This is a genomic window from Nocardia sp. NPDC050697, from assembly GCF_040654395.1.
In the GTDB taxonomy this organism is placed as follows: domain Bacteria; phylum Actinomycetota; class Actinomycetes; order Mycobacteriales; family Mycobacteriaceae; genus Nocardia.
Genome location: NZ_JBFAHY010000002.1, coordinates 394,410 through 419,989, shown reverse-complemented (window position 1 = coordinate 419,989; position 25,580 = coordinate 394,410). Strand labels below are relative to the sequence as shown.

Genomic DNA, 25,580 nt, shown 5'->3' with positions numbered 1-25,580 from the left:
ATGATGTCCGGGTGGCACGCGCAGACGACCCCGACGATCGCAGGACCCGCGGGCACGGCGACCACGGTCGCCGCGATCACCGGCCGGGCGAGCCCGCCGTGCGGGCGGGCAGTCTGCTGGTCTCCGCCATCGACCTCTCGGAGCCGACCTTCCGGCGCACCGTCATCTACGTCATCGAGCACAACGAGGCGGGCAGCCTCGGCGTCGTGCTGAACCGGCCCAGCGACACCGCCGTGCACGACGTGCTCCCGCGCTGGAGCGAGTTGGTCTCCGCGCCGCACACGCTCTTCGTCGGCGGCCCGGTCAAGCGGGACGCCGCGCTCTGCGTGGCCACGGTCCGGGTCGGCGTCTCGATCGCCGGGGTTACCGGCCTGCGCCGGGTCGACGGCCGCGTGGTGCTGGTCGACCTGGACGCCGACCCGGCCGAGATCGGCCCGCTCATCGAGGGCGCCCGCATCTTCGCCGGCTACGCGGGCTGGACCTTCGGGCAACTCGAGGGCGAACTGGACAACCACGACTGGTACGTGGTCTCCGCGCTCCCCGCCGACCCCATCGCCCCCGCCCGCACCGACCTCTGGGCACAGGTGCTGCGCAGGCAGCCGCTCCCGCTCTCGCTGCTCGCCTCGCACCCGATCGAACTAGAACGCAACTAGCCTCGTGTAACTCCTCGACAGAGGAGAACGACGTGACCAACCCCCCGCTCCGGTGAGCCGATGGACGCACCGGACAGACCGGCGGCCTCGACCCCGCCCCCAACCCACCCGGAGAACGCGCCGTGGGCCGCAACCGACCGAGCCGAACTCATGGCCGTCCTCTACCGCGAGCACGCCGCGGTGCTCTGGCGCTACACCCTCGGCCTGGTCCGGGACGCCGGGCGCGCCGAGGACATCGTCCAGGAAACCCTGCTCCGCGCCTGGCAGCGCCCCGCCGTCCTCGACCAATCCACCCATTCGGCCAGAGCCTGGCTCTTCACCGTGGCCAGGAACCTCGCCGTGGATGAACACCGCAGCGCCCGCAACCGGCGCGAGTTCCGCACCGACGCGCCGCCGGAACAGGCCACCCCTGACCACTCCGACCGCGCCCTGGACGGCTGGCTGGTCGCCGACGCACTGGCCCGCCTCGGCGCCGACCACCGCGAGGTGATCGTGCGCGCCTACTATCGCGGGCTGTCGACCCAGCAGATCGCCGACGAACTGGGTATTCCACCCGGAACGGTCAAATCCCGGATGCACTACGGCATGCGGGCCCTACGTCTCACATTGCAGGAAATGGGGGTGACGAACCGATGACCGACTTTGTCGACGACTACACGACGTGGGATGCCGCCTATGTGCTCGGGTCGCTCACTCGCGCGGAACGGCTGGAGTTCGAGGAGCATCTGGAGGGGTGCTCGCGGTGCCGCGCTGCCGTTGCCGAGCTGGCCGGGATGCCGGGGTTGCTCGGGTTGGTCGAGGTCGAGACCGCGCTCGGTCTCGGTGCCGAGGATTCCGGCCTCCCGGAGATCGCTCGGAACACCGCGCCGCGCGATCCCGCGGCGGGCATCGCCCCGACCGTGCCCGACACACTGCGCCGGGAGAGCCAACCCGCCCCACCGGCGGACCTGCTCCCCCGCCTCGCCGCCGCGAGCGAACGGCAACGCCGCCGCTCCCGCTGGGTCACCGCCGGCGCCGCCCTCGCCGCCGCCGCGGCCGCCATCGCCATCGCCGTCCCGGTGGTCGCCACGGTGACCGCCGACCCGGACCCGGTGAGCACCGAGCAGGTCTTCGCTGAGCGGGCAATGGAGCCGCTCCGGGCCAGCCCGGTCTCTGCCGACTTCCGGCTGCTGGCCGACGGCGACCGAACCCGGGTCGAGATGACCTGCAGCTATGCGGGCGCAGGTGCCAGCTACACCTGGGAGTTCGGCCTGGTCGCCACCGGCGTGGACGGCACCCGCTGGAACCTCGGCCAGTGGCCCGCGGGGCCGGGGGACGTGGTGACGCTGGAACGCACCGTCCCCACCACCCCGGACCGCATCCGCAGCGTCGAGATCACCTCCGCCGCCACCGGCGACACGGTGCTGCTCGGCACGGTCTGAGCCTGCCGATCGCCCCGTCCGGCCGGGACGGGGCGACCAGCTCGATGATCCTGCCAGCGCGCCGTCGTGGACATCGATGGAACGAGCCGCGTATTCGACCGCCCTCGGTCAAAGTCATTTCACTACGACCGTTACAGTTACAGGCAAATTTCTCTCCGATGGGTGCGTCGGCATCTTTCGGATTGACCATCAGCGAGCAGCGAGCGCATCGACTTGCCGCCCGGAGGGATTCAAGACATAAACCCCCTTACTCTGCTCGATCGAGCGGGCTCGAATCTCGCCAGTGTCACGACCCCACACAGTCTTGCCTGACCACTTCAGCTCAGTTATCGCGCCTATTAGTGGCAGTCCCGCTCCGCTCAGGTCCGCGTTGCTTAGGTCCGTGCGGCGTAGATCAGCGCCGGTCAGGTCCGCACCACACAAGACCGCACCGATCAGGTGCGCTCCACTCAAATTCGCGTTGCTCAGCTCCGCGTCGGTCAGGTCGGCGCCGATCAAGGCCGCGTCGGTCAAGTTCGCGCCAATCAGGACCGCACTGTGCAGATCTGCACGGATCAGGTCCGCGCCGATCAGGGCCGCACTACGCAGGACCGCTTCAGTCAGATCCGCACGGCTCAGGTCCGCATTTATCAAGTTCGTGCCGGTCAGATCCCCACCACGCAGGACCGCGCCGCCAAGGTCCACACCGCGCAGGTCCGCGCCTGTCAGGTCCGTTCGACTGAGGTCCGCTCCTCCCAACTTCGCGCGGCGCAGAACCGCGCGGATCAGGTTCGCGCCGGTTAGATCCGCCCCGCGCAGGTCCGCGCCTGTCAAGTCCGCGCCAGTCAAGGCTGTGCGACTGAGGTCCGCCCCTCCCAACTTCGCGCAACGCAGAACGGCGCGGATTAGATTCGTGCCGGTCAGGTCCGCGCCCCGCAGGTCCGTGCCGGTCCAGTCCGCGCTGCCTAAGGGCGCATTGGTTATTGCAACTGCGGCTGACGTTATTTCGGTGCGCACCGGCGGACGGTTTTGATCGGCTTTCAACGATCCGATGTCGGGGGGCTGGTCCTGAGTTGACGCATCTGGAAGAACAGACAGGATGGCGGCGAGCCCGGCTTCAACATCCAGGTTCTCCTGAATATGGTCGACGAGACCTCGGTAGTTCTCGGTTAGAAGCACCTCTTGAAGACCTGCTGCTATATCGAGGCGCTCGCCGAGTTCGGCGTAGAACCGCTCACGGCGGAGGTCCAACCATTGGGTCACAGTCGTTGTTTCGTACATGAACTCGGTCATTGCTGTGCCCCCTTTTGAAGATGTAGAGCCACGGCACGACGCGCTTTTCGCAGATTCGACCGCACGGTCGCGGCGTTCAGTTTCAGTTGAACGGCTATCTCGGCGGGGCTGTAGCCCTCCGTCGTCCAAATCAAAACCTGCCGTTGCCTTGGCGGCAGGTTCGCAAGCACACGTTGGTACTCGTCACGGCGAACCCAGTCGTCGATGTCGGAGGCCGCGCCAAGCAGCGCTGAATGCTCGGATTCATCGATGTTGTCTTCTTCGACAGCGCCGAGCCTACGGACCAGTTCACGGCCTGCGACCACCCGCGCCCAGGCCATGGGCGATTCGATCGTCGACCATGATTTCCACAACTTGATCATTGTGTCCTGAGCGATGTCGGTCGCATCGGCAGCACGAGCACCCTGGGTTACCAGGAATCCCACCAGCATCGCGGCATGGTTTCGATAGAATGCACTGAACTCCTCGCGCCGAAGGTAATCGACTGTCCGCGTCGCATCTGCCCTTGCCAGCGGCCTAAGATCGGCAGCAACCTGATCAGGCTCGTCGGTCACTGACCAAGGCCGATCGCGCGACTGCCCACCGTCACCCGGGTGTGGCGACCTATCGGACCATCCTGCGACTCGGCGCAACTGTTCTCTGGTAGGGCTCGTACGAGTTCCACCATCTGTATGCTGCGCTCCTTCTGCTGCACAGCCCTCCAGCGCAGTTGAAGCCACAGAGCCACGACCGCTGACACGTTTCCCGTCACCAAGCTGATGAGCATCGGATCCATCCAACTCCCCTCCTTCCAAGGTAGCTACCAGGGTGAGGGGCACTGCATGCTGTTCGTGCACTCGGGAACGAAACTTTTCGCCGGACTCCAGTGAAGGCAGGTGCCAGGGGTTCAGACTGCACCGACGCGCGGCAAGCGATGACAGGCTCGCACGGCCCGGTATCATGGCGGGCGACTCCTTCGCAGCATAGGCTCCCTCGGCATCGACCCTGCGACGTTGCGGAAGGGCGACTACTCGTCGTGGACCCGTGCCGTCACGGCGCCCGCGATAGCACTGCGGCCAAGGTCAGGGATTGAGTCAGACCTACTGCCACAATCGATCTGGTGTTCCAGCATGCCCTCAGCGTTGCGCACAGCCGAGCAGGCGGCTAGCGTTCATCGGCTACAGGCCCTATGCCTCAAACTCACCAGCCGAAACGCTAGCCAGGAAGGCTGCCCAGGATGCGTTCGGGAACGTCAGGGCCGAGCCATCCAAATTCTTGGAGTCCCGGACACCAAACCGCCCTCCAGACAGGTACGCGACCTCCACGCAGTTCCCCTGATCAGCGCTGTAACTCGACTTGAACCAGCGGGGTTCACTCACTGCTCGAACTCCTTGACCATCTGTCGGAGCAGGCTTCTGCTCGCGTCCTTTCCCAGCGTATGCCGTTGCAAGCGACGCGTGACATCCACGTACTGGGACACCTCGCCCGGCTTCTCCAGATACGTACTCCCCGTGAGCGACTCCAGGTGGATAGCAGGCGGTGACGCCGGGGCCTCGAACTCGAGCATCGCGTAGTGCCCGATCGGGCTACCCATCGGGATGCCTGCGGCGAAGGGCAGCACGCAGACCGAGACATTGGGCCGTTTCCCGACCTCGGCGAGGTGCCGGAGCTGCGCGGCCATGATGGCGTCCTCTCCGACCCGGCATCGGAGCACCGCCTCGTTCAGGATCACCAGCAGATCGAGCGGGCGATGCCGCCGGGTGATTCGCACTTGCCGCTCCATGGGCAACGCGAGCAGCCGCTGTCGCTCGTCGTCCTACCACTACGGGAAGGTGTTCTCAATCAACGTGAGCGCGTATTCGGGTATTTGCAGCAGCCCGGGCACGATCGACGGCTGGCACATCGCCATCCGAACGGCTTCGGCCTCAAGGCCGATATACACATCGAAATTCGCCGGAATCACGTCGCCATAGGCGTGCCACCAGCTCTTCTCGCCAGCCTTGAGCAGCAGGCCGATCATTGCATTGATCTGGTCATCCGGCATCTCGTAGACCCGGCAGAGGGCGTCCAGATCGCGCGCCTTCAATCTCGTCTTCTCCGCTGTCTCGAGCCGCTGCAGCACCGACGTACTGATATCGGCCTCGGCCGCTGCTTGCGCAATCGTCAATTTCACAGCCAGCCGCGCGTCACGCAAGTACGGGGCGAGCCGTCGGCTTGCCAGTGTTGACCCGCTGTCCCCCACTGCTACCCCCTCGAGTCCGTACTGGGTTTCCTGGCCCAGAAGATCGGTTCCCGCTCTGCGGCAGGAAGTTACCTGCTGCGGGGTTCTTCGTCGGGGATTACGGAAACAGATTCTCGGTGGTGTGCTGGGGCAATGAGCGAGAGCATGCATGACGCCCGTTTGCAGGCGGCGCGAGCACGGGCCGCGGCACGGGGTCTGGAAGTCCGCAACCGGAAGTCCCCGCCCTGGGGCTTCGAACTTCGGAACCTGCGGGGTGAGGTTCTGGACGAGGGCACGTTGACCGATATGGAGCGCGCGATCTCCTCGATCGATCCGGATGATCGCGTGGAGTCGATCAGATGACGCCCGAGACGGATCTCCCGTCCCTGGACGATGCCCGCGAGCGGTACCAGGCGGTCCAGCGGCTCTGGGTCGGATGGGCCGGCCGGATCACGGCGAGCTGTGGAATCAGGTGCAGCGGTTTCGCGCCCTGTTCATTGCCATCTGGCGACGCGACAACGTCCAGCCAGCGGAGAGTTCCGCTGGCTGGACGTAGACCGGGAAATTACCGTCCGCGGCGGGCGAAGATCGAGCGGGACCACAGGAAACCGGCGATCCCGATCCCGAAGCACCAGGCGAGGGCGATGATCCAGGAGTTGCCGATCTCGGTCCCCATGAGCAGCCCGCGCACCGTCTCGGTGATCGGCGTGAACGGCTGGTACTCGGCGAACTGCCGCATCCCGACCGGCATCGTCTCGGTCGCCACCAGCCCACTGCCGAGGAACGGCAGCAGGACGACCGGGAAGAGCATGTTGCTCGCACTCTCCGGGTTGGCCGCCAGCAGCCCGCAGGCAACCGCGAGCCAGGTCAGGGAGAAGACCAGCAGGCCGAGCAGGCCGGCGGCGGCCAGCCACTCCAGCACGGTGGCGTTCGGCCGCCAGCCGATGAGCAGCGCGACCAGCGCCATCCCGGTGAGCCCGAGGACCGACTGGATCAGGGTGCCGAGCACGTGGCCGGCGAGCACGGCGGGCTGCGCGATGGCCATGGTGCGGAAGCGGTTGACGATGCCCTTCGTGGTGTCGGTGCAGACCGCGACGCAGACCGAGACGGTCATGTACGCGGGGATCATGAGCAGCATGCCGGGCGCCAGGTAGTCGATGTACTTGCCGCCGGAGGAGAGCTGGAGCGCGCCGCCGAAGACGTAGTTGAAGACCAGCATGAGGATCACCGGCATGACGATGACGCCGAAGATCATGCTCGGATACCGCCTGGCGTGCAGCAGGTTCCGGCGCAGCATGGTGAGCGTGTCGGCGAGGGGGGCGGGCTGCGGGCGGGTGCGTGCGGCGGTCATCGGACGGTCTCCTTCGGATCGGCGGCGTGCCCGGTGAGGGAGAGGAACACGTCGTCCAGGTTGGGGGTGTGCACGGCGAGGCCGGCGGGTTCGAGGTGGTGCAGGTCGAGGCGGTCGAGGACGGCGCGCAGCGCGGCGACGCCGCCGTCGCTCGGGACCGCGAGGGTGAACTCCTCGCCGACGATCTGCGCGGTGTCGAGGACGGCGGCGGCGCGGTCCAGCGCGTCGGCGTCGGCGAAGCGGAGGCGGATGTGGCCGCCGGGTACCAGCCGCTTGAGTTCGGCGGCGGTGCCCTCGGCGACGATCCGGCCGTGGTCGAGCACGGCGATCCGGTCGGCGAGCTCGTCCGCCTCCTCCAGGTACTGCGTGGTGAGGAAGACCGTGACGCCGTCGTCGTCCACCAGGGAACGGATGATCTGCCACATGGAGCGGCGGCTGCGCGGGTCGAGGCCGGTGGTGGGCTCGTCCAGGAAGATGATGCGGGGGGCGCCGACCAGGGTCATGGCGAGGTCGAGGCGGCGGGTCATCCCGCCGGAGTAGGTGGCGGCGGTGCGGCCGGCGGCCTCCTCCAGGTCGAAGCGGCTGAGCAGCTCGTCGGCGAGGCGCCTGCCCTCGGCCCGGGGCAGGTGGTGCAGATCGGCCATGAGCAGCAGGTTCTCCCGGCCGGTGAGCAACTCGTCGACCGCGGAGAACTGGCCGGTGACGCCGATGGCGCCGCGCACGGCGGTGCGCTCGGTGGCGACATCGTGCCCGGCCACCCGGACGGTGCCGTCCTCGGCGTCGATCAGGGTGCTGAGGATCTGCACCGTGGTGGTCTTGCCCGCGCCGTTCGGGCCGAGCAGGGAGAAGATCGTGCCCTCCGGGACGGAGAGGTCGATGCCGTCGAGCACGGTCTGCTCGCCGTAGGACTTGCGCAGGCCGCGCACGGAGATCGCCGATGACATGGCGGTTCCTTTCATGAATAAGTACGAATGTATGCATGTTTTAGACACGCCACCCCCCGGGGCGGCGTTCGGCTGGTGCGAAAGTCAGATGTCGAGATCCTCCACCTGGGGGTGACCGGCGATATCCGCGATGCGCTCGTAGAGCTTGTCCGGGATCTTGCCCTTCAGTTCGGGGTAGTCGTCGACGATCTCCAGGCGGAAATCGCCCCAGTCCAGTTCGCCGATGCCGAGCATGCGGCGCCAGCTCTTCCAGTCGCGCAGCGAGCCGGTCTCGGTGGGGTACTCGTTCCAGTCGCTGTAGCGGGTGTGCGCGACGAATTTGCCCTTGCGGCTGCGGAACACCCGCACGTGCAGCGCCCGCTCGTCGTCCATGTCGTTCACCTCGCCGAGCAGCACCCCGGAGAACCGGACCTGCCGCGCGCCGTTGTGCCCGACCCGCAGCACGATCTCCTCGAAGCCCTCCAGCCGCCCCTCCTCCAGCTCGATGAAGCGGCGCAGCGCCGTGGTGACGGCACCGGAGAGGTTGCCGCCGACCAGCTCCTGTGCCCGCTGGAAGAGCGGGAGGTCGGTGTCCGCCACGTAGATCGTCTTGTTGGGCATGCAATGACTATACGTAGATGTATATGTAGAACACAACCCCGAGTTTCCGGCGGCCGGTGAACCGGGTGCGGCCGCGCCCCGTGTCTTCTCCCGAGGATCGATCGGGCGCGGCTGTGAACGCCGCGCGGATCGCCCGCGATGAACTGAGTGGGCTTGCAATCCGGCCCCCGGAGGAGGTGGAATACGTGCCCGATCGAGTGGCCGATCATCTGGTCCGCGCCGTCGCCGCGCTCGGAGCGCGACAGCTCTTCGGCGTGGACGGCGCCAATATCGAGGACATCTACGACGCCGTCTTCGCCTCCGGTGCCGCGGTGCGCGCGGTGGTCGCCAAGCACGAGTTCTCCGCCGCCACCATGGCCGACGGGTATGCGCGGGCCTCCGCCGGGATCGGCGTCGTCGCAGCTACTTCCGGGGGCGGGGCGATGAATCTCGTTCCCGGGCTTGCGGAATCGTTCACCTCGCGGGTTCCGGTGCTGGCGCTGATCGGTCAGCCGCCGCGGGCCGGGGAGGGGAACGGCGCTTTCCAGGACACCAGTGGGCTGGCGGGGACCATCGACGCGGAGAGTCTGTTCGCCACGATCACCGGGTACTGCGCGCGGGTGCGGGGCGCCGCCGAGCTGCCCGGGCATCTGGACGGTGCCGCGCTCGCATTGCAGCGTGGGCTGCCCGCTGCGCTGTTGCTGCCCAAGGACATTCAGCAGGAGGTGATCGAGCTTCCGGCTTGGACGCCACCTGCCGTCGTGCCTCGGCACGATACGGCTCGGCTGGCCGAGGTGCGGGCGCTGCTCGCCGCCGCGCGGGTGGCCGGTGGGGTGCTGGTGCTGGCCGGGGCGCAGGTCGGGATGGATGACGCCAGGGCCGAGCTGGCCCGGCTGGCCGGGTTGCTCGGCGCGGGGGTCGGGGTCGCGCCGGATGCCAAGGACGTCTATGACCAGGATGCACCGGGTTTTCGCGGGGTCGCGGGGACCATGGGGCATCCGGAGTTGCCTGCCGCGCTGGCGGGGGCGAGTGTGTGTCTGCTGGTCGGCACCACGATGCCGGGGCCCGCGCGGACCGGGCTCGAGCTGGACGGCGTGCCGGTGCTGTCGATCGGGCACACTGAGCCACACCCGCGTGCGCTGCACGCGCACAGTTCGGATCTGCGGTACACGCTCAATACCCTCGCCGATGCGCTGGAGCCGGAGTTGTGCGCCGCGGCCATCCGCGCACCCTGGGCCGGGAACGGGGCGGCGGCGGGCCACCCGACCACAAATGGGTCGCCGCCGGACGAGTCCGCCGCGAGCCGAACGCCGAGTCACCTTGCCACGAGCGAGCCGACAGCGGCGAACGAACCGCCTGCGTCGGGCCGCCCGGCCACGAACAGCCACCCTTGCGGACCTGCCACGAGCATGCCCACCGCCGCCCCGACCCGCCTCGAGGTCCCGGAATCCACCGGACCCGGCCTGCGCTACCGCACCGTCGTCGACGCCATCACCGCCACCCTCCCCTCGGGCAGCGACGTCTTCGCCGACGCGGGCAATACCGGCGCCTCCGTCGTCCACCACCTGCGCGTCCCACAAGACGGCCGCTTCGTCGTCGCCCTCGGCATGGGCGGCATGGGCTATGCCTTCGGCGCCGCCATCGGCGCCTGCCTGGCTCGCGGCAGACGCACCGTCGTGATCGCGGGTGACGGCGCCTTCTACATGCACGGCATGGAGTTCCACACCGCCGTGCAGCTCGACCTCCCCCTCACCGTGATCGTCTTCGACAACAGCGCGCACGCCATGTGCCTGACCCGCGAGCAGATCTACTACGGCGACCGCTACAGCTTCAACCGCTTCCGCCCCGCGGAGCTCGGCGACGGCATGGCCGCCATGTTCCCCTGCCTGCCCGCCTGGTCGGTCCGCACCGATGCCGACCTGGCCACCGCGCTCCCCGCGGCCTTCGATACCCCTGGCCCCTCATTCGTCGCCGTGACCTGCGATCCCGACGAGATCCCCCCGTTCCTGCCCTTCCTCTCCGCCAACCCCTCCAGGAGTACACCGTGACCGCTCTCAGCGATATCCCCGTCCCGATCGTTCCCGGCGTCTTGCGCTTCGAGAACTCCGATCGCGACGCGACGCTCCCCATCATTCTCGAACGATTGCGCTCGGTGTACCCGCACGACGAGGTGTTCGGCAAGTACTGCCCGGTCCAGATCGTGATCGACGCACCACCGCGCGAGGTGTACGAGTACCTGTCGCACACCCTGTCGCTGGCCGAGTGGACCTACAGCATGCGCGATTTCACCGAGACCGACGAGCCGGGGCTGTGGGCGGCCTACGACCGGCTCGGCGAGGACACGCCGATCTACACCCGCACCGTCGCCTACCCGGACGCCATGACCGTCGACTACCACTGCGCCTGGGACCAGGGCGAACACCTGTGGATGATCTACCTCATGCGGGTGGTCGACGCGCAGGTGGTATTCGACCGGCCCGGCTCGGTGGTGCTGTGGACCAACTGTCACCACCCGTTCTACGAGAAGAACCCGTTCCCGGAGAAGGCGCCAGCGGGCCGGGACGCCTGGGTCGGCGACTTCTGGCCGCTCTTCGGCCCCGGCCACCAGCTGGAGCTGGACAACCTCAAGGCCATCTGTGAGTACCGGTACGCCAACGGCCTGCCGCTGACCCCGGAGTGGATGCGATGAACACCGTCAGCCTGGTCGACGTCGCCTCCTACCTGCCCGGCGACCCGGTCGGCACCGAGTACTTCACGCAGTACTCGCGGTCGGAGCGGCAGGCGCGCAATGTCATGTTCCGCGCGCCCGCCGCCCGGCACCACATCGCGCCCGGCGAGACCGCGGTGGACATGATCGAGCGCGCCACCGATCCGCTGATCGAGCGGCACGGGCGCGACCTGATCAGCGATATCGACGTGCTGCTCACCCACACCCAGCTGCCGGACAACCCGGTGCTCGGGGCGGGCCCCGAGGTCGCCCGCAGGCTGGGCGCGCGGCCCGAGCACGTGCTCGACGTGCACAACGGCGGGTGCGCGGCCTTCATCCACATGATGGCGCTGGCCGCGAACCTGCTGCGGGCGAGCGGCGGCCGGACCGCGCTGATCGCGGCGGCGCAGAACTGCGCGGGGCCGGTGTTCACGCAGTCCGAGATCCGCGGCATGCCGCAGGCGCCGGTGCCCGGCGACGGCTGCGGGGTCGGGCTGCTCGTGCTGGACGACAGCGCGCCGATCCTGGACACCGAGTGCCGCACCTATCCGGAGTTCGCCGGTGACATGGCCTTCTCCACCGGCAGCGAGCGCCGCTACTGGGAGCCCGGCGACGGGCAGGCCTGCGTGCGCTTCTCCGACTCCAAGGTGGCCGCGGTGCTCGCGCGCGGCAACCGGCTGGTGCCGGAGGTGGCGTTCGCGGTCTGCGATCGGATCGGCACCAAGAGCAGCGAGGTGGACACCCTGGTGACCAACCAGCCGAACCGGCTCTTCCTGCGCAACTGGCACGACGCCCTGGAGCTCCCGGCCGAGCGGCACCCGGACACCTTCGACCGCTGCGGCAACCTCTTCGCGGCGGGCATCCCGGTGACGCTGGACCAGGAGAACCGGGCGGGGCGGCTGCGCAACGGCTCGACGGTGCTGCTCTCCGCCTTCGCGCACGCGGGCGATTTCGCGGCCGCGGCCGCCGTGCGCTGGGGTGCGGCGCGGTGAGCGTCCGGGTGTATCCGGGCGACACCACGCCGCGCGACGGCACCTCCAGCGGCGTCCGCCGCTTCGATCTGAGCCTGAGCGAGAACCCGTTTCCGCCGCTGCCCTCGGTGCTGGAGGCGGTGCAGCGGGAGCTGGCCGGGGCCAATCGGTATCCGGAGTTCCTGCCGGAGAAGTTGCCCGCGCTGATCGCCGGGGAGTTGCGGGTGCACCCCGATCAGGTGGTGGTCGGGGCGGGGGCGACCGGGGTGGCGATGCAGGTGCTGCGGACCGTGGTGGAGCCGGGGCGGAGCATGGTGTTCGCCGCGCCGACCTTCGACGGGTACCCGATCATGGCGGAGATGGCGGGGGTGCGGGCGGTTCCGGTGCCGTTGGATGCCCGCGGTGGGCAGGATGTTCGCGCTCTGCGGCGAGCCGTGGACCGGCACACGCGGTTGCTGGTGGTGTGCCGTCCGCACAACCCCACCGGGACGGTGCTTCCGCTCGCCGAGCTGGATGCGCTGCTGGCCCGGGTTCCCGCGCGGGTCACAGTGCTGCTGGACGAGGCGTACATCGAGTTCCTGGATCGGGCCGACCGGCCGGATCTGCATCACCTCATCGCGAAGTACCGGAATCTGCTCGTACTGCGGACCTTTTCCAAGGCTTACGGGCTGGCCGGGTTGCGGATCGGGTACGCGGTCGGGGATATCGAGCTGGCGCGGCGAGTGCGGACGCAGCAGCTTCCCTTCGGGATCGGTGCCGCCGCCGGGGCTGCCGTGGACGCGTCGTATGCCGCTGCCGAGGAGTTGCGGATGCGGGTGCGGCGGATTACCGAGGAGCGGGATCTGTTGCGGGCATCGCTGTATTCGATGGGAATCGAGGTGCCGGAGAGTCACGCCAATTTCCTGTATCTGCCCGGGCCGGGAGCGTCGAACGCGCTGCGGCGGCGGGGGATCAAGGCGCGGTGCTATCCGGATGGGAGTGCGCGGATCGCGGTCGGGGACCCGGAGGCGGGGCGGGCTGTGTTGCGCGCCATGCGGATTCCGCACTGAAGGGTCAGCGGCGGAACCAGCGGCGTTTCCGCTCGAGGCCGTGGGCGGCCGCGAAGCCCGCGGCGTCGTCGGCCACCGAGGTGGAGGGGCGGCCTTTGGCCCAGGTGGTGAAGTGCTCCGGGAAGCCGGGGCCGATCCGCTGGGCCAGCAGGGGGTAGCGCGTGGCTACCAGGCCCGCGCGTTTGCGCAGCAGAGCGGTGGCGGTGGGGGCCAGGTCGTCCTGGGTGAAGCCGGATGGGGGTGGGCCGTTGGCGACCAGGGCGCGGATCAGTTCGGCTTGGCGGGTGGCGAGGTCGGTCTGGTTCGCGCCGGCCCAGGTCGCGTCGTCCGAGATTCCGGGACTCGGCGGGCTGCCTGCTGCTTCCCGATCACGGCCCGGACCGGCCGCCGCTCGGCCGCTCACCGCAGCACGCCGATAGTGCGCGGAGTGCACGTGGCCTCGTCGATCGGGAGCCGGGCTGCCGCCGCTCGCGCGCTCACCGCCGGGCTCCCGTGCCGTGGAGGCCGACTACAGGGGCCGCCGCTTCTCGGCTCGGCTCGGAACCGCCGGTGATCCGCTCCCGCCCGGCGACATCGGCGATGGCGTCCAGCTCGGCGAGCAACTCCGCCGCGGGCGGGTAGTTCCCGTCCCGCTCCAGCATGAGCGGGACATCGCGGTCGGCGGCGAACTCGCCGACCAGCTCGAGCACCGCCTCCGGGACGGCGGCGGTGTGCGTGTCGTGGTAGCGCCCGTCCACCTCGTGCCCACCGGCGATGTGGCAGTATGCGATCCGCTCGGCGGGCAGGCGGCGCAGCTCGGTGCGCGGGTCGCGGCCGCGGTTGCGGGCATTGGCGTAGACGTTGGCGATATCGAGCAGCAGGTAGACGCCGGTCCGCTCGACGAGTTCGGCCAGGAACTCCGACTCGGCGAATTCGTCCTCCGGCCAATCGAAGTGGCTGGTGATGTTCTCCATCGCGAGGGGGACCGGCAGCTCGGCCGTGGTGCGCGCGATATTCGCGGCGAGCGCGTCGAGCGCCGCCCGCGTGCGCGGCACCGGCAGCAGGTGTCCCGCCTCCATGCCGTTCGTTCGAACGAACGACACGTGTTCGCTCACCAGCGGCGCGTTCAACGCCCGCGCGCTCCGCGCCAGGTGCGCCACCCGCTCCGGCGACACCGGCTCCGCGCCGCCGAGCGAGAGCGAGACCCCGTGCGGCACTACCGGAACGCCGCGGTCCCGCAGCGCGGCCAGCTCGGCCGGTACGCCGTGCGCGACCGTCTCCGCGATCACCTCGCAGAACCCGAGCCCCGGCAGCCCGGCGATCACCCCGCAGATCTCCGGCCGCCACCCGATCCCGAGTGCCCGCCCCGGCAGCAAGGTCGTCACCGCCCGGCCCCCGGCGCTAACCCGGTCCGCCGCAGGCTATCCACCGCAACCGCCTCCTCCACCACACCCTCCCCCGCCACCGCAGCTACTCCCGCTGCTACAGCTACTGCCGCTGTCCCCACCGCTACCGCCCCCGCCGTCCCAGCCCGAGGACGACGTCGGCGGCTCCGCCGCGCTCGCCAGCCCGGCATCGAAGGTGAGCAGCGCTGCCCCGCCGAAGAGCGCGGCACCGAGCGCGGCGGTGTGCAACCCGTACGTCTCGTAGGAGGGCGCGTTCTGCGGCCGCAGATACCCATTGGCGATCACGGCCTCCGTAGTGGCGGCCCGCCCGAGCGCGGTCACCCGCGGCACCCGCGTCACCAGGAACCCGGCGAACCCGGCGAACCCGAGCACGAGCAGCAGAATTACGAGGAAGCCGACCCCCTTCCCATTCGCGATCCCGGCGATCAGCCGCACCACCCCGAGCAGCCAGACGATCAGCACCGGCATCGCCGCGTCCCGCAGCTCCCGCCGGTACGCGGGGCTCGGCAGGTAGCCGCGCTCGACCAGCCCGGCCCGCAGCCGCTGCAGATCCGGCGCCACCGCGGCCGCGAGCACCGCGACCTTGACCGGCGTACCGGCGGCGATCCGGTCGTACACCGCCCCGGTGAACGGGTCGAGCCGGCTCCGATCAGCCGCGGTGATGGCCCGCGCCGGCATGCCGTCCGACCCGATCAGGTTCTCGGCGCGCAGCAGCGCGAGCGCCGCCAGCACCGGCCGGTTGTCGTCGATCAGCAGGCCGAGCTCCGGCGCGCTGAGCTCGGACCCCGGCTTCTCCAGCCGCGGCTTCACCTCGTCCCGCCGCGTCACCCCGCGGCGCAGCCAGATCGCCGCGACCACCGCCGCCACCGCGACCGGGATGTACAGCGCGAGAAAGTCCGGCCCGGAGATCCCCCAGGTATCCGCCGCCGTGTCGAGCACGCTCATCTCCACCTCACGATTCGCCGCGTTTCGCCTGATTATCGAGCTCGGCCCGGCCGCGCGCCAGATGGTTCCATGAACCCATGGCGAATTTCCCCCGGCTGCGCCCCAACCCGCCGCCCGCGCACGGCACCGCCAGCCGCGAATGGTTCCGCCGCACGCTCGGCCGGCACGAATACGTCCTCCGGCAGACGGTCATCGAACCCGGCGGCAGCAGCGGCTGGCACTACCATGACGGCACCCTGCTCGTCCTCGTCACCCGCGGCACCCTCGACCACCCCGACGCGCGACTCACCCCCATCCGCTACCCCCGCTTCCGCGTCTTCCGCGAACCGAGCGGCCCCCGCCACCCGCACGTCGCCCGCAACTCCGGCCCCGAGCCGGTCACCATCTGGGTGCTCTACCGCAACCCGCCCGGCGCCCCGCTCTCGAGGCACATCGAACCGCTGGACTGAGCGTCAGGCGGGTTCGCAGGCGGAGCGGAGCGAGCACGCTCCGCAGGCACTCCCACACCCACCGACCTGCTCCGGAACCAGCGGCGCCACGACCCGCTCCGCGGCATTGGCCCCCGCCCCGAGCGTGAACACCGCGACAACCCCGGTCACCGCGGCGACGATCAGCGCCATGAACCCGCCGGCGGCGAGCGCGACCAACCCGCCCGCGAAGAGCAGGAAACCGGCGGCGACGGAGGTGGGGGCGGCGACCCGGTTGGCGAGCCGGAAGGTGGTCTCGTCGGTGAGCGCGGCCGAGCTGTGCACGCCGACGAAGCGGTTGCGCGGCAGCCGTCCGGTCAGCCCGAGCAGGCCGGTCGCGACGGCGACGGCGGCCGCGGCGAACAGGAGGAGAGCGACGACGAACACCGGGGTAGGTTATCGCACGAGCCCCCGCGCACCCGCGCGGGCATCGTCCGGTGTGACCCCCGCTACCTGCGCGGATCCACCTGAACCGGGCCGCTCGGAATCGTGTTCGAGATGAACGGGCCCACGTTCTACCCTGATAACTCAGGTTCCGGACGAACAAAGAGGGAAGGCTGAGCGGTGGAGGACACGCGGGCGACCGAGAGCGCTGGCACCGAGAAGGACGCCCCGCGGCATCGGTACAGCGCCGAGCTCGCGGGGCGCATCGAGCGCCGCTGGCAGCAGACCTGGATCGAGCGCGGGACCTTCCATGCGCCGAACCCGGTCGGCCCGCTCGCCGGCGATACCCCGGCCGACAAGCTGTTCGTGCAGGACATGTTCCCGTACCCGTCCGGCGCGGGGCTGCACGTCGGGCACCCGCTCGGCTACATCGCCACCGACGTCTTCGCCCGCTACCACCGCATGCGCGGCCGCAATGTGCTGCACGCGCTGGGCTACGACGCCTTCGGGCTGCCCGCCGAGCAGTTCGCGGTGCAGACCGGCACGCACCCGCGGGTGACCACCGAGTCGAATATCGCGATCATGCAGCGTCAGCTGGACCGGCTCGGCCTCGGCCACGACCGGCGGCGCTCCTTCGCCACCACCGACCCGGAGTACTACCGCTGGACGCAGTGGATCTTCCTGCGCATCTACAACGCGTGGTACGACCCGGAGGCGAACCGGGCGCGGCCGATCGCGGAGCTCACGGCGCAGTTCGCCGACGGCGCCCGCCCGACCCCGGACGGCCGCCCCTGGGGCGAGCTGGCCGCGGCCGAGAAGAACGCCGTGATCGACTCGTATCGCCTGGTCTACCAGACCGATTCGGTGGTGAACTGGTGCCCCGGCCTCGGCACCGTGCTCTCCAACGAGGAGGTCACCGCCGACGGCCGCAGCGAGCGCGGCAACTTCCCGGTGTTCCGCAAGCGGCTGTGGCAGTGGATGATGCGCATCACCGCCTACTCCGACCGCCTGGTCGACGATCTGGACGGCCTGGACTGGCCGGAGAACGTGAAGACCATGCAGCGCAACTGGATCGGCCGATCCCGCGGGGCGCAGGTGAAGTTCGGCACCGAGGCCGGGTTCATCGAGGTCTTCACCACCCGCCCGGACACCCTGTTCGGCGCCACCTACGTGGTGCTGGCGCCGGAGCACGAGCTGGTCGACGCGCTCACCGCCGAGCAGTGGCCCGCGGGCACCGACGAGCGCTGGACCAATGGCGGCGCCGCGAACCCGCGCGAGGCCGTCGCCGCCTACCGCGCGTCGATCGCGGCCAAGTCGGATCTGGAGCGTCAGGAGAACAAGGAGAAGACCGGCGTCTTCCTCGGCACCTACGCCATCAACCCGGTGAACGACGCGGCGGTGCCGATCTTCGTCGCCGACTACGTGCTGAGCGGCTACGGCACCGGCGCCATCATGGCGGTGCCCGGCCACGACCAGCGCGACTGGGATTTCGCCACCGCGCTGCACCTGCCCATCATCGAGGTGATCGCGGGTGGCGACGTCAGCGCCGCCGCGTACAGCGGTGACGGCAAGCTGGTGAACTCCGGCTTCCTGGACGGCATGGCGGTGGACGAGGCCAAGGCCACCGTGATCGCCCGGCTGGAGACGGTCGGCGCGGGCACCGGGACCGTCCAGTACAAGCTGCGCGACTGGCTCTTCGCCCGCCAGCGGTACTGGGGCGAGCCCTTCCCGATCGTCTACGACGAGGACGGCGCCCCGCACCCGCTGCCGGAATCCATGCTGCCGGTGCGGCTGCCGGAGCTCGAGGACTTCGCGCCGGTCACCTTCGACCCGGACGACGCGAGCTCCGAGCCCTCGCCGCCGCTGGCCAAGGCCACCGACTGGGTCGAGGTCGAGCTGGACCTGGGCGACGGGGTGCGCAAGTACCGCCGCGACACCAATGTCATGCCGAACTGGGCGGGCAGCTCCTGGTACCAGCTGCGCTACGCCGACCCGACCAATACCGAGGCCTTCTGCGCGCCGGAGAACGAGGCGTACTGGCTGGGCCCGCGCGGCGCGGCCGACCCGGGCGGCGTCGACCTGTACGTGGGCGGCGTCGAGCACGCGGTGCTGCACCTGCTGTACGCGCGGTTCTGGCAGAAGGTCCTCTTCGACCTGGGCGATGTCACCGGCAGCGAGCCGTACCGGAAGCTGTTCAACCAGGGCTACATCCAGGCGCACGCCTACACCGACGAGCGCGGCGCCTACGTGCCCGCGGCCGAGGTGACCGAGCGCGACGGCCAGTTCTTCTGGCACGAGCAGCGGGTGTTCCAGGAGTACGGCAAGATCGGCAAATCGCTGAAGAACGCCATCTCGCCGGACGAGATGTGCGACCTGTACGGCGCCGACACCTTCCGCTTCTACGAGATGGCCATGGGCCCGCTCGACACCTCGCGCCCGTGGGCCACCAAGGACGTCGTCGGCGCGCACCGCTTCCTGCAGCGGGTCTGGCGGCTGGTGGTGGACGAGGAGTCCGGCGCGGTCCGGGTCACCGACGCCGAGCCGACCGCGGAGACGCTGCGCGTACTGCACCGCACCATCGCCGGCGTCGACGAGGACTACGCCGCCATGCGCGACAACACCGCGGGCGCCAAGCTCATCGAGCTGACCAACCACCTCACCAAGGCGTACCCGGACGGCGCGCCGCGCTCGGCGGTGGAGCCGGTGGTGCTCATGCTCGCCCCCATGTCCCCGCACATCGCGGAGGAGCTGTGGGAGCGCCTCGGCCACACCGAGTCGCTGAGCGCAGGCCCCTTCCCGGCCGCCGATCCGGCGCTGCTGGTCGAGGAGTCGGTGGAGTACCCGATCCAGGTGAACGGCAAGGTGCGCAGCCGCATCCAGGTCCCGGCCGACGCCGACGGTGCCGCCATCGAGGCCGCCGCGCTGGCCGACGAGAAGATCGCCGCGCTGCTCGACGGGGCGGCGCCGCGCAAGCTCATCGTGGTCCCGGGCAAGCTGGTGAATATCGTCCGGTAGCCGCTACTCCACGACGCCGGGCTCGGTCTCGGCGAGCACCCAGTCGCGGTAGCCGGGGTGCACGACGGCCACCGGCACCGCGACCACCTGCGGGGTGTCGTACGGGTGCTCGGCGTCGGCGCGGACGATGATCTCGTGCACGTGCGCGCGGCGGGTGTGCAGGGTGACGAGCGCCTCCGGCTCGTCGGCGATGGCGCCCGCCCAGCGGTACAGGCTGCGGACCGCGGGCTGTAGGTTGCCGCAGGCCACGAGGCGGTCGGCGAGCAGGCGGCGGGTGAAACCGGCGAGCCAGTCGGCGTCGGCGGCGGTGATGCTGACGGCGACCAGTTCTTCGTCGACGGACATGCGTTCCCTCAGCTTCCGTACGGGCGGATGACGATCTCGGTGGGGTGCCCGTCGCGCGGGGTCTCGATGGCGGTGCGCACGGTGCGGGCGACGGTGGCGGGGGTGAGGAATTCGGCCGGGTCGTACTCGCGGCCCTCGCCCGCGATGATCTCGCGCTGCATATCGGTGTCGATCCGGCCGGGGTGGATGGAGGTGACCCGGAGCAGCGGCTCCTCCTGGCGCAGCGAATCGCCGAAGGCGCGGAGCGCGAACTTGCTGGCGGCGTAGGAGGCCCAGCCGGGGTGCGCGCGCAGCCCGGCGCCGGAGTTGATCAGCAGCACATGGCCGTTCGCCGCGCGCAGGGCGGGGAGCAGCAACCGGGTGAGTTCGGCGACCGCGATGACATTGGCCTCGAGGGTGCGGCGCCACTGGTCGACGGTGGAGTTCTCGACGGTGTCGATATCGGCGATGCCGGCGTTGTGCACGAGCACGTCGAGCCGTTCGATGGGGGCTGTCGCGGCGGCGACGGCGGCGTAGTCGGTGAGCTCGACCGGCCAGCCGGTGGCGTCCGGGATCTCCGCGAGCACCTCGGTGAGCGAGGGCAGGGCCCGCGCGCCGAGCAGCAGCCGGTGCGTGGGCGCGAGCTCGCGGGCGATGGCGGCGCCGAGCCCGCGGGCGGCTCCGGTGACGAGGGCGACGGGTTTCGCGGTCATGCGCCCCACGGTAGCGGCCGGTCCACGGGGGCCGGAACGTTCCGATCCGCGCGAAATCCCCCCTGGTGGCCCATACCACCCCGTACTGAACAGGCGAAACCACTGGAATCGCCGCAGAATGAACAGATGCAGCACCCCGGTTTCACGCCGACCCAGCTCGCGGCCCGCGCCGCCTACCTGCTGCGCGGCAACGACCTGGGCACCATGACCAGCGCGGCGCCCCGGCTCTACCCGCACATGTGGAGCTGGGACGCGGCCTTCGTCGCGGTCGGGCTCGCCCCGCTCAGCGTGGAGCGGGCGGTGATCGAGCTCGACACGCTGCTCTCCGCGCAGTGGAAGAACGGGATGATCCCGCACATCGTCTTCGCCAACGGCGTCGACGGCTACTTCCCCGGCCCGGCCCGCTGGGAGTGCCGCAAACTCGCGGCCAATGCCCCCGACGGCCCCGACACCTCCGGCATCACGCAGCCGCCGGTGCACGCCATCGCGCTGCAGCGCATCCTGGACCACTCGCGCAGGCACGGCCGCAGCACCAGGGCCGCCGCCGACGAGTTCCTGAACCGGCGCTGGGCCGACCTGGTGCGCTGGCACCGCTGGCTCGCGCACGCCCGCGACCCCAAGCACACCGGCCGGATCACGCTCTACCACGGCTGGGAGTCCGGCATGGACAACTCGCCGCGCTGGGACCGCGCCTACTCCAACGTGGTCCCCGGCGACCTCCCCGCCTACCACCGGGAGGACGTGCTGGTGGTGAGCGACCCCTCGCAGCGGCCATCGGACCGGGAGTACGACCGCTACCTGTGGCTGGTCGAGCAGATGCGCCGCTCCGGCTACGACGACTACCAGCTCGCCTCGACCATGAGCTTCGCCGTCGAGGACGTCTTCGTCACCGCCATCTTCGCGCTGGCCTGCGACGTGCTCGCCGATATCGGCGAGGAGTACAAGCAGCCGAACGCCGACGTCAGGGAGCTGCACGGCTGGGCCGCGCACTTCCGCACCGGCGTGCTCGCCACCACCGATCCGCGCAGCGGCGCCGCCCGCGACTTCGACGTCCGGCTCGGCCGCTGGATCGACACCGAGACGCTGGCCATGTTCGCCCCGCTGCTCTGCGGCGGGCTGCCGCGCGACACCGAGCGCGCGCTGCTCCGGCTCTTCGAGGGCCCGCGCTTCTGCGGCCACCCCGACCTGCGCTACGCGCTCCCGCCCTCGACCTCGCCGGTGGCCAAGGATTTCCGGCCCCGCGAGTACTGGCGCGGCCCGGTGTGGCCGGTCATGAGCTGGCTCTTCTCCTGGGTCTTCGCCCGGCGCGGGTGGGCGGAGCGGTCGCTGACGCTGCGCGCGGAGGGGTTGCGGCAGGCCGGGGACGGGAGCTTCGCGGAGTACTACGAGCCGTTCACCGGGGCGCCGCTCGGCAGCATGCAGCAGTCGTGGACGGCGGCGTCGGTGCTGGACTGGCTGGGCTGACACCCGGCCCCGCGGCGGGGCCGGGTGCGCGGGCTCAGACGCCGATCCGGCCCTGACCACCCTTCCAGGCCACCACGACGGAGGGCCGCGGCTGCGTGGTGCCGCCGTCGGGCCAGTGCGAGACCGGCTTGTCGGCCGAGGCGTCGTCGGACTCGCCCGGGTGCTGGACGCAGACCAGGACCCGGGATTCGGTGACGACCGGGCCGCAGGTCTCGGCGCCCTTGGGGACGGTGAGGAACTGCTTGGTCTCGCCGCGCCGGTCGCCGTCGAGCACCACCGAGAAGAGGCCGTCGTTGGATTTGAGGGCGTTGCCGTCGGTGGAGATCCAGAGGTTCCCGTACTGATCGAAGGCCAGGTTGTCGGGGCAGGAGATCGGGCTGACCTTGGATTTGTCGAAGCCGGCGTAGTAGGTGTCGGCGGCGTTCGGGTCGCCGCAGACGAGCAGCAGCGACCAGCTGAAGCGGGTGTCGGTGTGGTCGTCGTCGATCTCCAGGACCTGGCCGTTCTTGTTCAGGTTGCGCGGGTTGGCCTCGTCGGCGGCGGCCTTGCCCTCCTTGCCCCGGTTGTCGTTGTTGGTCAGCGCGACGTAGACCTTGCCGGTGACCGGGTTGGCCTCGAAATCCTCGGGGCGGTCCATCTTGGTGGCGCCGACCTTGTCCGCGGCCAGCCGGGTGAAGACCGCGACCTCGGCGGCGCTCATGCCGTCGACCTTCGAGGTGCCCTTACCGTCGGGGCCGGTCTCCAGCAGCGGGATCCACTCGCCGGTACCGGTGAAGCCCTGCGGCGCCGGGAGTTTGCCGGTGCCGTCGATCTGGGCGGCGTGGTCGCCGGTGAGCTTGGCGACATAGAGCGTGCCCTCGTCCAGGATGGTCATGTTGTGCCGCATGGCGGAGGCACCGGTGCCGGACTGCACCTTCTTGGCCGAGACGAACTTGTACATGTAGTCGAAGCGCTCGTCGTCGCCGGTGTAGGAGACGACGGCGCCGTCAGCGGTGACGTAGATGCTGGCGCCCTCGTGCTTCAACCGGCCCATGGCGGAGTGCTTGACCGGCACCGACCCGGCGTCCCACGGGTTCACCTCGACCACGTAGCCGAAGCGGTTCGGCTCGTTGGGTTCCTGCGCGAGGTCGAAGCGCTTGTCGGTGCGCTCCCAGCCATTGGTGCTCGCGCCCTCGGCGAAGCCGTAGCGCTTGAGCCGGGCCGCGGCGGCGGCGTCGGTGACGGCCTGGGCGTTGGCGAAGTAGCCGTGGAAGTTCTCCTCGCCGGAGAGCACGGTGCCCCACGGGGTGGTGCCGCCCGCGCAGTTGGCGAAGGTGCCGAAGACCTTGGTGCCCGCCGGGTCGGCGGCGGTCTTGACGAACTCGCTGCCCGCGGCCGGGCCGGTGAGCAGGAACTCGGTGTTCGCGGTGATCCGGCGGCTGTACCGGCCGAAGGCGGGGGTGAGCTTGCCGGAGCCGCTCTCGCCCTTGACCTCGACCACGGTCAGGCCGTGGGCGGCCCTGCTGATGGCGATCTGCTCGTCGGTCGGGTTCTTGGCGTCGTAGCCGCGGAACATGTGCGGGCCGGTGGTGTACTCGTGGTTCACCACCAGCAGGAACGAGTTGGGCTGGCCCTCGATCGGGAGCAGCGCCGCGAAGTCGTTGTTGTAGCCGAACTGCTTCTCCTGCGCCGCCGCGGTCTGCCGGTCGAAGTCGAAGGCGGGGGCGTCGGCGAAGATCGGGTCGCCCCAGCGGATCACGACGGACTGCTCGTACCCCTCCGGAACCCGCACGGCGTCGTCGGTGTTCGGGGCGACGGCGGTGAAGCTGGTACCGGTGCCGTCGGAGGCGGCCGCGGCCTTCGAGGTCTCGGTGGAGCCGCCCTCGTCACCGCAGGCTGCCAGCGCACTTGCGGCGCCGACCGCGAGCACCGCGGCCGCGCCACCCTTGAGCAGGCCGCGCCGGTTCAGGGAGCTGACGATATCGCCGAAGTAGGCGCCGTCCGAGGTGTTCGGCACCGGGTGGAAGCAGGCATTGGCGCACTTGTACTCGCAGGTCACGCGGGCGCGCGCGGACTGGCCGTCGTGCGTGACGTACAGGGTGAGGGGGGTCGGGCTCACTGCGGCTCCTACAGATCGGCGTCGGCCGCACGGTAGACGATGTTCCCCAGTGGGAATCGACGGCGAGGTGAACAGCCTCCCAATTAGGTAACCCTCAGTTTGCCGGGCAACCGGTGAGCATCCAGTGAATGCGACGATCCCGGTGTCTCGGGGAGACACCGGGATCGGTGGGGGCCTCGGTTCGGCGGCAGTGGCGGTCATGCGCTGACCGGGATGGCGATGACCACCTCGCTCTCGTCCTCCGGCAGGTAGTGCACCCGGAGGATGCGGCCGACCTGCACGTGCCCGACCGCGGTCGGCGGCACGAACTTCTCGGTGCGGGCGGTGAAGGTGCTGCCGTCCGGGCGGGTGACCGCCAGTCCGAGCACCACCTTGGTGTGGCCGTCGCGGATCTCGCCGGGCACCGAGAGCGTCTGCACCACACCCTGGGTGGCGATGCCGCGCTCGGCGATATCGAGTTTGCCGCGGGTGGTGAAGCCCTTGCGCAGCATGGCCTCGTCCATGGCGTGCTGCGCGGCGCGCTGGTCGCCGGAGAGGTCGATCTCGACCTTGTCGGTGCGGTGCGGCAGGTAGCGAACCGGCAGCACCAGGCCGGGGCGGAGCATGGCGATCTGGTGGTGCGGGACGACCGTCTTCGCCACCGAGGGAAAGACCTTCCCGTCGGCGCCCTCCACGCTCAGTTCGATCCGCAGCTGCGGCTGGTGGTTCAGGGTCACGCCGGTGTGCCGGACCGCCCGCACCGTGCCGATCCCGATCTGGGCGTGCCGGTACTCGGCGGAGTTGGTGCCGGTGAGCGCGGAGAGGATGCCGTCGCCGGTGAAGGCGAAGACGATCGGGGTGACGGTCAGCGCGATGATGGGCAGCGCCATCTGCGGGCCGACCCAGGCCAGGACGGACTGGCCGTACTCGGTGGGGCCGTCGTAGGTGAGGCCGTGCAGCAGGTAGTAGCCGAAGGCGACGACCAGGAACGCGGCGGCGATCGAACGGGAGATGGTCTTGACGTTCATGGGGGTGCTTTCCGGTTGGCGTGGGCGGGGTCAGCCGTTGACGACGGTGGTGCAGGCGAAGGTGATCTCGAAGGGGATGTTCTTCGGGCCGGCGAGGGGGTTGCTGAGGTCGACGCCGCCGATGCCTTCGCCGGTGACGGTGTAGGTGGTGCCGTTCTTGGTGAGCTTGGCGGTGCCGCCGGGGGCGCCGGCGCCGTAGCCGAGGGCGTAGGGGGTGCCGCTGTCGCCGCCCTTGGTGCCGGCGATGGCGACGGCCTGGACGGTGTCTCCGCCCTGGATGGTGGCGGAGACGCTGAGGTTGCCGTAGGTGGTGTTGTCCAGGTCGGTGAGGGCGAGGGCGAGGGTTCCGGCCTGTTCGGCGCAGGTGGTGTCGAAGCGGGCGTCGATGGTCTTGCCGTCGACCTGGGCGGTGGAGTTGCCGGTGGTGCTGATCGGGGAGGCGGGGGTGGTGGTGTTGTTGTCGCTGCAGCCGGTGACGAGCAGGGCGAGGGCGGCGGCTGCGACGGTGAGGCGGATCGCGTTGGTGCGCATGGGTTTCGGTTCCTTCGTTCTCGGGTGGTTCGGCTTCCGGTGAGGCCGTTGAGATGAAGGTAGGAGGGCTGCGCGGCCTACCGATCCCAGCTTTCGCCAC

At 70.0% G+C, this 25,580-nt stretch carries 26 protein-coding genes and 1 pseudogene; 11 read left to right on the top strand and 16 right to left on the bottom strand.

Annotated features, from left to right (window positions below; translation table 11 throughout):
* Positions 1-11 precede the first annotated feature (11 nt).
* Genes AB0H71_RS09475 through AB0H71_RS09465 form a run of 3 tightly spaced genes read left to right on the top strand, consistent with a single transcriptional unit; the run spans position 12 to position 2,074 of the window.
* Complete coding sequence (locus AB0H71_RS09475; RefSeq protein ID WP_357017176.1) at positions 12-653, top strand: YqgE/AlgH family protein; 642 nt, start codon at positions 12-14, stop codon at positions 651-653.
* A 60-nt stretch (positions 654-713) separates the two neighbouring features.
* Positions 714-1,289 carry a sigma-70 family RNA polymerase sigma factor gene (locus tag AB0H71_RS09470; protein WP_357017173.1) on the top strand — a complete coding sequence of 192 codons (576 nt, stop codon included), beginning with the start codon at positions 714-716 and terminating at the stop codon, positions 1,287-1,289.
* Complete coding sequence (locus AB0H71_RS09465) at positions 1,286-2,074, top strand: zf-HC2 domain-containing protein (RefSeq protein WP_357017170.1); 789 nt, start codon at positions 1,286-1,288, stop codon at positions 2,072-2,074. The genes AB0H71_RS09470 and AB0H71_RS09465 overlap by 4 nt, the downstream gene beginning before the upstream one ends.
* Before the next feature lie 189 nt (positions 2,075-2,263).
* Here AB0H71_RS09465 and AB0H71_RS09460 read toward each other — a convergent pair whose 3' ends face one another.
* The 4 genes and pseudogenes from AB0H71_RS09460 to AB0H71_RS09445 all read right to left on the bottom strand — a co-directional run bounded on the left by AB0H71_RS09460 (position 2,264) and on the right by AB0H71_RS09445 (position 5,567).
* Positions 2,264-3,346, bottom strand: a complete 1,083-nt coding sequence (locus AB0H71_RS09460) for a pentapeptide repeat-containing protein (RefSeq protein WP_357017167.1) — start codon at positions 3,344-3,346, stop codon at positions 2,264-2,266.
* Complete coding sequence (locus AB0H71_RS09455) at positions 3,343-3,900, bottom strand: sigma-70 family RNA polymerase sigma factor (RefSeq protein WP_357017165.1); 558 nt, start codon at positions 3,898-3,900, stop codon at positions 3,343-3,345. Before AB0H71_RS09455 ends, AB0H71_RS09460 begins: the two co-directional genes overlap by 4 nt.
* A 612-nt stretch (positions 3,901-4,512) precedes the next feature.
* The gene (locus tag AB0H71_RS09450) at positions 4,513-4,704 is read right to left on the bottom strand and encodes a DUF397 domain-containing protein (protein WP_357017162.1); all 192 of its coding nucleotides are present in this window, start codon (positions 4,702-4,704) and stop codon (positions 4,513-4,515) included.
* Positions 4,701-5,567 (bottom strand): annotated as a pseudogene (locus AB0H71_RS09445) (helix-turn-helix transcriptional regulator). Before AB0H71_RS09445 ends, AB0H71_RS09450 begins: the two are co-directional and overlap by 4 nt.
* Before the next feature lie 132 nt (positions 5,568-5,699).
* Here AB0H71_RS09445 and AB0H71_RS09440 point away from each other — a divergent pair.
* Complete coding sequence (locus tag AB0H71_RS09440; protein ID WP_357017159.1) at positions 5,700-5,909, top strand: hypothetical protein; 210 nt, start codon at positions 5,700-5,702, stop codon at positions 5,907-5,909.
* Between the two features lie 202 nt (positions 5,910-6,111).
* On the opposite strand, the gene AB0H71_RS09435 is transcribed toward AB0H71_RS09440, so the two are convergent.
* From AB0H71_RS09435 to AB0H71_RS09425, 3 genes are all read right to left on the bottom strand, one after another.
* Complete coding sequence (locus AB0H71_RS09435; protein ID WP_357017156.1) at positions 6,112-6,897, bottom strand: ABC transporter permease; 786 nt, start codon at positions 6,895-6,897, stop codon at positions 6,112-6,114.
* Positions 6,894-7,841, bottom strand: coding sequence for an ATP-binding cassette domain-containing protein (locus tag AB0H71_RS09430; protein ID WP_357017153.1), 948 nt, complete (start codon positions 7,839-7,841; stop codon positions 6,894-6,896). Before AB0H71_RS09430 ends, AB0H71_RS09435 begins: the two co-directional genes overlap by 4 nt.
* 84 nt (positions 7,842-7,925) lie before the next feature.
* On the bottom strand, positions 7,926-8,441 hold the full coding sequence (locus AB0H71_RS09425; protein WP_357017150.1) for an EXLDI protein: 516 nt from the start codon (positions 8,439-8,441) through the stop codon (positions 7,926-7,928).
* A 185-nt stretch (positions 8,442-8,626) separates the two neighbouring features.
* Here AB0H71_RS09425 and AB0H71_RS09420 point away from each other — a divergent pair, with 185 nt between their 5' ends.
* Genes AB0H71_RS09420 through AB0H71_RS09405 form a run of 4 tightly spaced genes read left to right on the top strand, consistent with a single transcriptional unit; the run spans position 8,627 to position 13,147 of the window.
* Positions 8,627-10,468 carry a thiamine pyrophosphate-dependent enzyme gene (locus AB0H71_RS09420; RefSeq protein ID WP_357017147.1) on the top strand — a complete coding sequence of 614 codons (1,842 nt, stop codon included), beginning with the start codon at positions 8,627-8,629 and terminating at the stop codon, positions 10,466-10,468.
* Complete coding sequence (locus AB0H71_RS09415) at positions 10,465-11,109, top strand: SRPBCC family protein (protein ID WP_357017144.1); 645 nt, start codon at positions 10,465-10,467, stop codon at positions 11,107-11,109. Before AB0H71_RS09420 ends, AB0H71_RS09415 begins: the two co-directional genes overlap by 4 nt.
* Positions 11,106-12,119, top strand: a complete 1,014-nt coding sequence (locus AB0H71_RS09410; RefSeq protein WP_357017141.1) for a 3-oxoacyl-[acyl-carrier-protein] synthase III C-terminal domain-containing protein — start codon at positions 11,106-11,108, stop codon at positions 12,117-12,119. Before AB0H71_RS09415 ends, AB0H71_RS09410 begins: the two co-directional genes overlap by 4 nt.
* A complete protein-coding gene (locus tag AB0H71_RS09405; protein WP_357017139.1) occupies positions 12,116-13,147 on the top strand; it encodes an aminotransferase class I/II-fold pyridoxal phosphate-dependent enzyme in 1,032 nt (343 codons plus the stop codon). Before AB0H71_RS09410 ends, AB0H71_RS09405 begins: the two co-directional genes overlap by 4 nt.
* 4 nt (positions 13,148-13,151) lie before the next feature.
* On the opposite strand, the gene AB0H71_RS09400 is transcribed toward AB0H71_RS09405, so the two are convergent.
* From AB0H71_RS09400 to AB0H71_RS09390, 3 genes are all read right to left on the bottom strand, one after another.
* On the bottom strand, positions 13,152-13,550 hold the full coding sequence (locus AB0H71_RS09400; protein WP_357017137.1) for a hypothetical protein: 399 nt from the start codon (positions 13,548-13,550) through the stop codon (positions 13,152-13,154).
* 73 nt (positions 13,551-13,623) lie between these two features.
* Complete coding sequence (locus AB0H71_RS09395) at positions 13,624-14,511, bottom strand: DUF692 domain-containing protein (protein ID WP_357017134.1); 888 nt, start codon at positions 14,509-14,511, stop codon at positions 13,624-13,626.
* A gap of 36 nt (positions 14,512-14,547) precedes the next feature.
* Complete coding sequence (locus AB0H71_RS09390; protein ID WP_357017131.1) at positions 14,548-15,477, bottom strand: TIGR04222 domain-containing membrane protein; 930 nt, start codon at positions 15,475-15,477, stop codon at positions 14,548-14,550.
* Positions 15,478-15,554: 77 nt separating this feature from the next.
* On the opposite strand from AB0H71_RS09390, the gene AB0H71_RS09385 reads away from it, so the two are divergent.
* Positions 15,555-15,926, top strand: coding sequence for a hypothetical protein (locus tag AB0H71_RS09385; RefSeq protein WP_357017128.1), 372 nt, complete (start codon positions 15,555-15,557; stop codon positions 15,924-15,926).
* 3 nt (positions 15,927-15,929) lie between these two features.
* Here the strand turns inward: AB0H71_RS09385 and AB0H71_RS09380 are convergent, their stop codons facing one another.
* Complete coding sequence (locus tag AB0H71_RS09380; RefSeq protein ID WP_357017125.1) at positions 15,930-16,331, bottom strand: SdpI family protein; 402 nt, start codon at positions 16,329-16,331, stop codon at positions 15,930-15,932.
* Positions 16,332-16,508: 177 nt separating this feature from the next.
* Here AB0H71_RS09380 and leuS point away from each other — a divergent pair, with 177 nt between their 5' ends.
* Positions 16,509-19,343, top strand: coding sequence for a leucine--tRNA ligase (leuS, locus tag AB0H71_RS09375; protein ID WP_357017122.1), 2,835 nt, complete (start codon positions 16,509-16,511; stop codon positions 19,341-19,343).
* Positions 19,344-19,346: 3 nt separating this feature from the next.
* Here the strand turns inward: leuS and cutA are convergent, their stop codons facing one another.
* Complete coding sequence (cutA, locus tag AB0H71_RS09370) at positions 19,347-19,688, bottom strand: divalent-cation tolerance protein CutA (RefSeq protein WP_357017119.1); 342 nt, start codon at positions 19,686-19,688, stop codon at positions 19,347-19,349.
* An 8-nt stretch (positions 19,689-19,696) separates the two neighbouring features.
* Entirely contained in the window at positions 19,697-20,380 is a 684-nt protein-coding gene (locus AB0H71_RS09365) for an SDR family oxidoreductase (protein WP_357017116.1), read from the bottom strand.
* A 126-nt stretch (positions 20,381-20,506) separates the two neighbouring features.
* Between AB0H71_RS09365 and AB0H71_RS09360 the strand changes: the two genes are divergently transcribed.
* The gene (locus tag AB0H71_RS09360; protein WP_357017113.1) at positions 20,507-21,844 is read left to right on the top strand and encodes a glycogen debranching protein; all 1,338 of its coding nucleotides are present in this window, start codon (positions 20,507-20,509) and stop codon (positions 21,842-21,844) included.
* Positions 21,845-21,878: 34 nt separating this feature from the next.
* Here the strand turns inward: AB0H71_RS09360 and AB0H71_RS09355 are convergent, their stop codons facing one another.
* From AB0H71_RS09355 to AB0H71_RS09345, 3 genes are all read right to left on the bottom strand, one after another.
* On the bottom strand, positions 21,879-23,942 hold the full coding sequence (locus AB0H71_RS09355) for a PhoX family phosphatase (RefSeq protein ID WP_357017110.1): 2,064 nt from the start codon (positions 23,940-23,942) through the stop codon (positions 21,879-21,881).
* Positions 23,943-24,139: 197 nt separating this feature from the next.
* Entirely contained in the window at positions 24,140-24,949 is an 810-nt protein-coding gene (locus AB0H71_RS09350) for a hypothetical protein (RefSeq protein ID WP_357017107.1), read from the bottom strand.
* Between the two features lie 30 nt (positions 24,950-24,979).
* Complete coding sequence (locus AB0H71_RS09345; protein WP_357017104.1) at positions 24,980-25,480, bottom strand: lipoprotein LpqH; 501 nt, start codon at positions 25,478-25,480, stop codon at positions 24,980-24,982.
* Between the last annotated feature and the right edge of the window lie 100 nt (positions 25,481-25,580).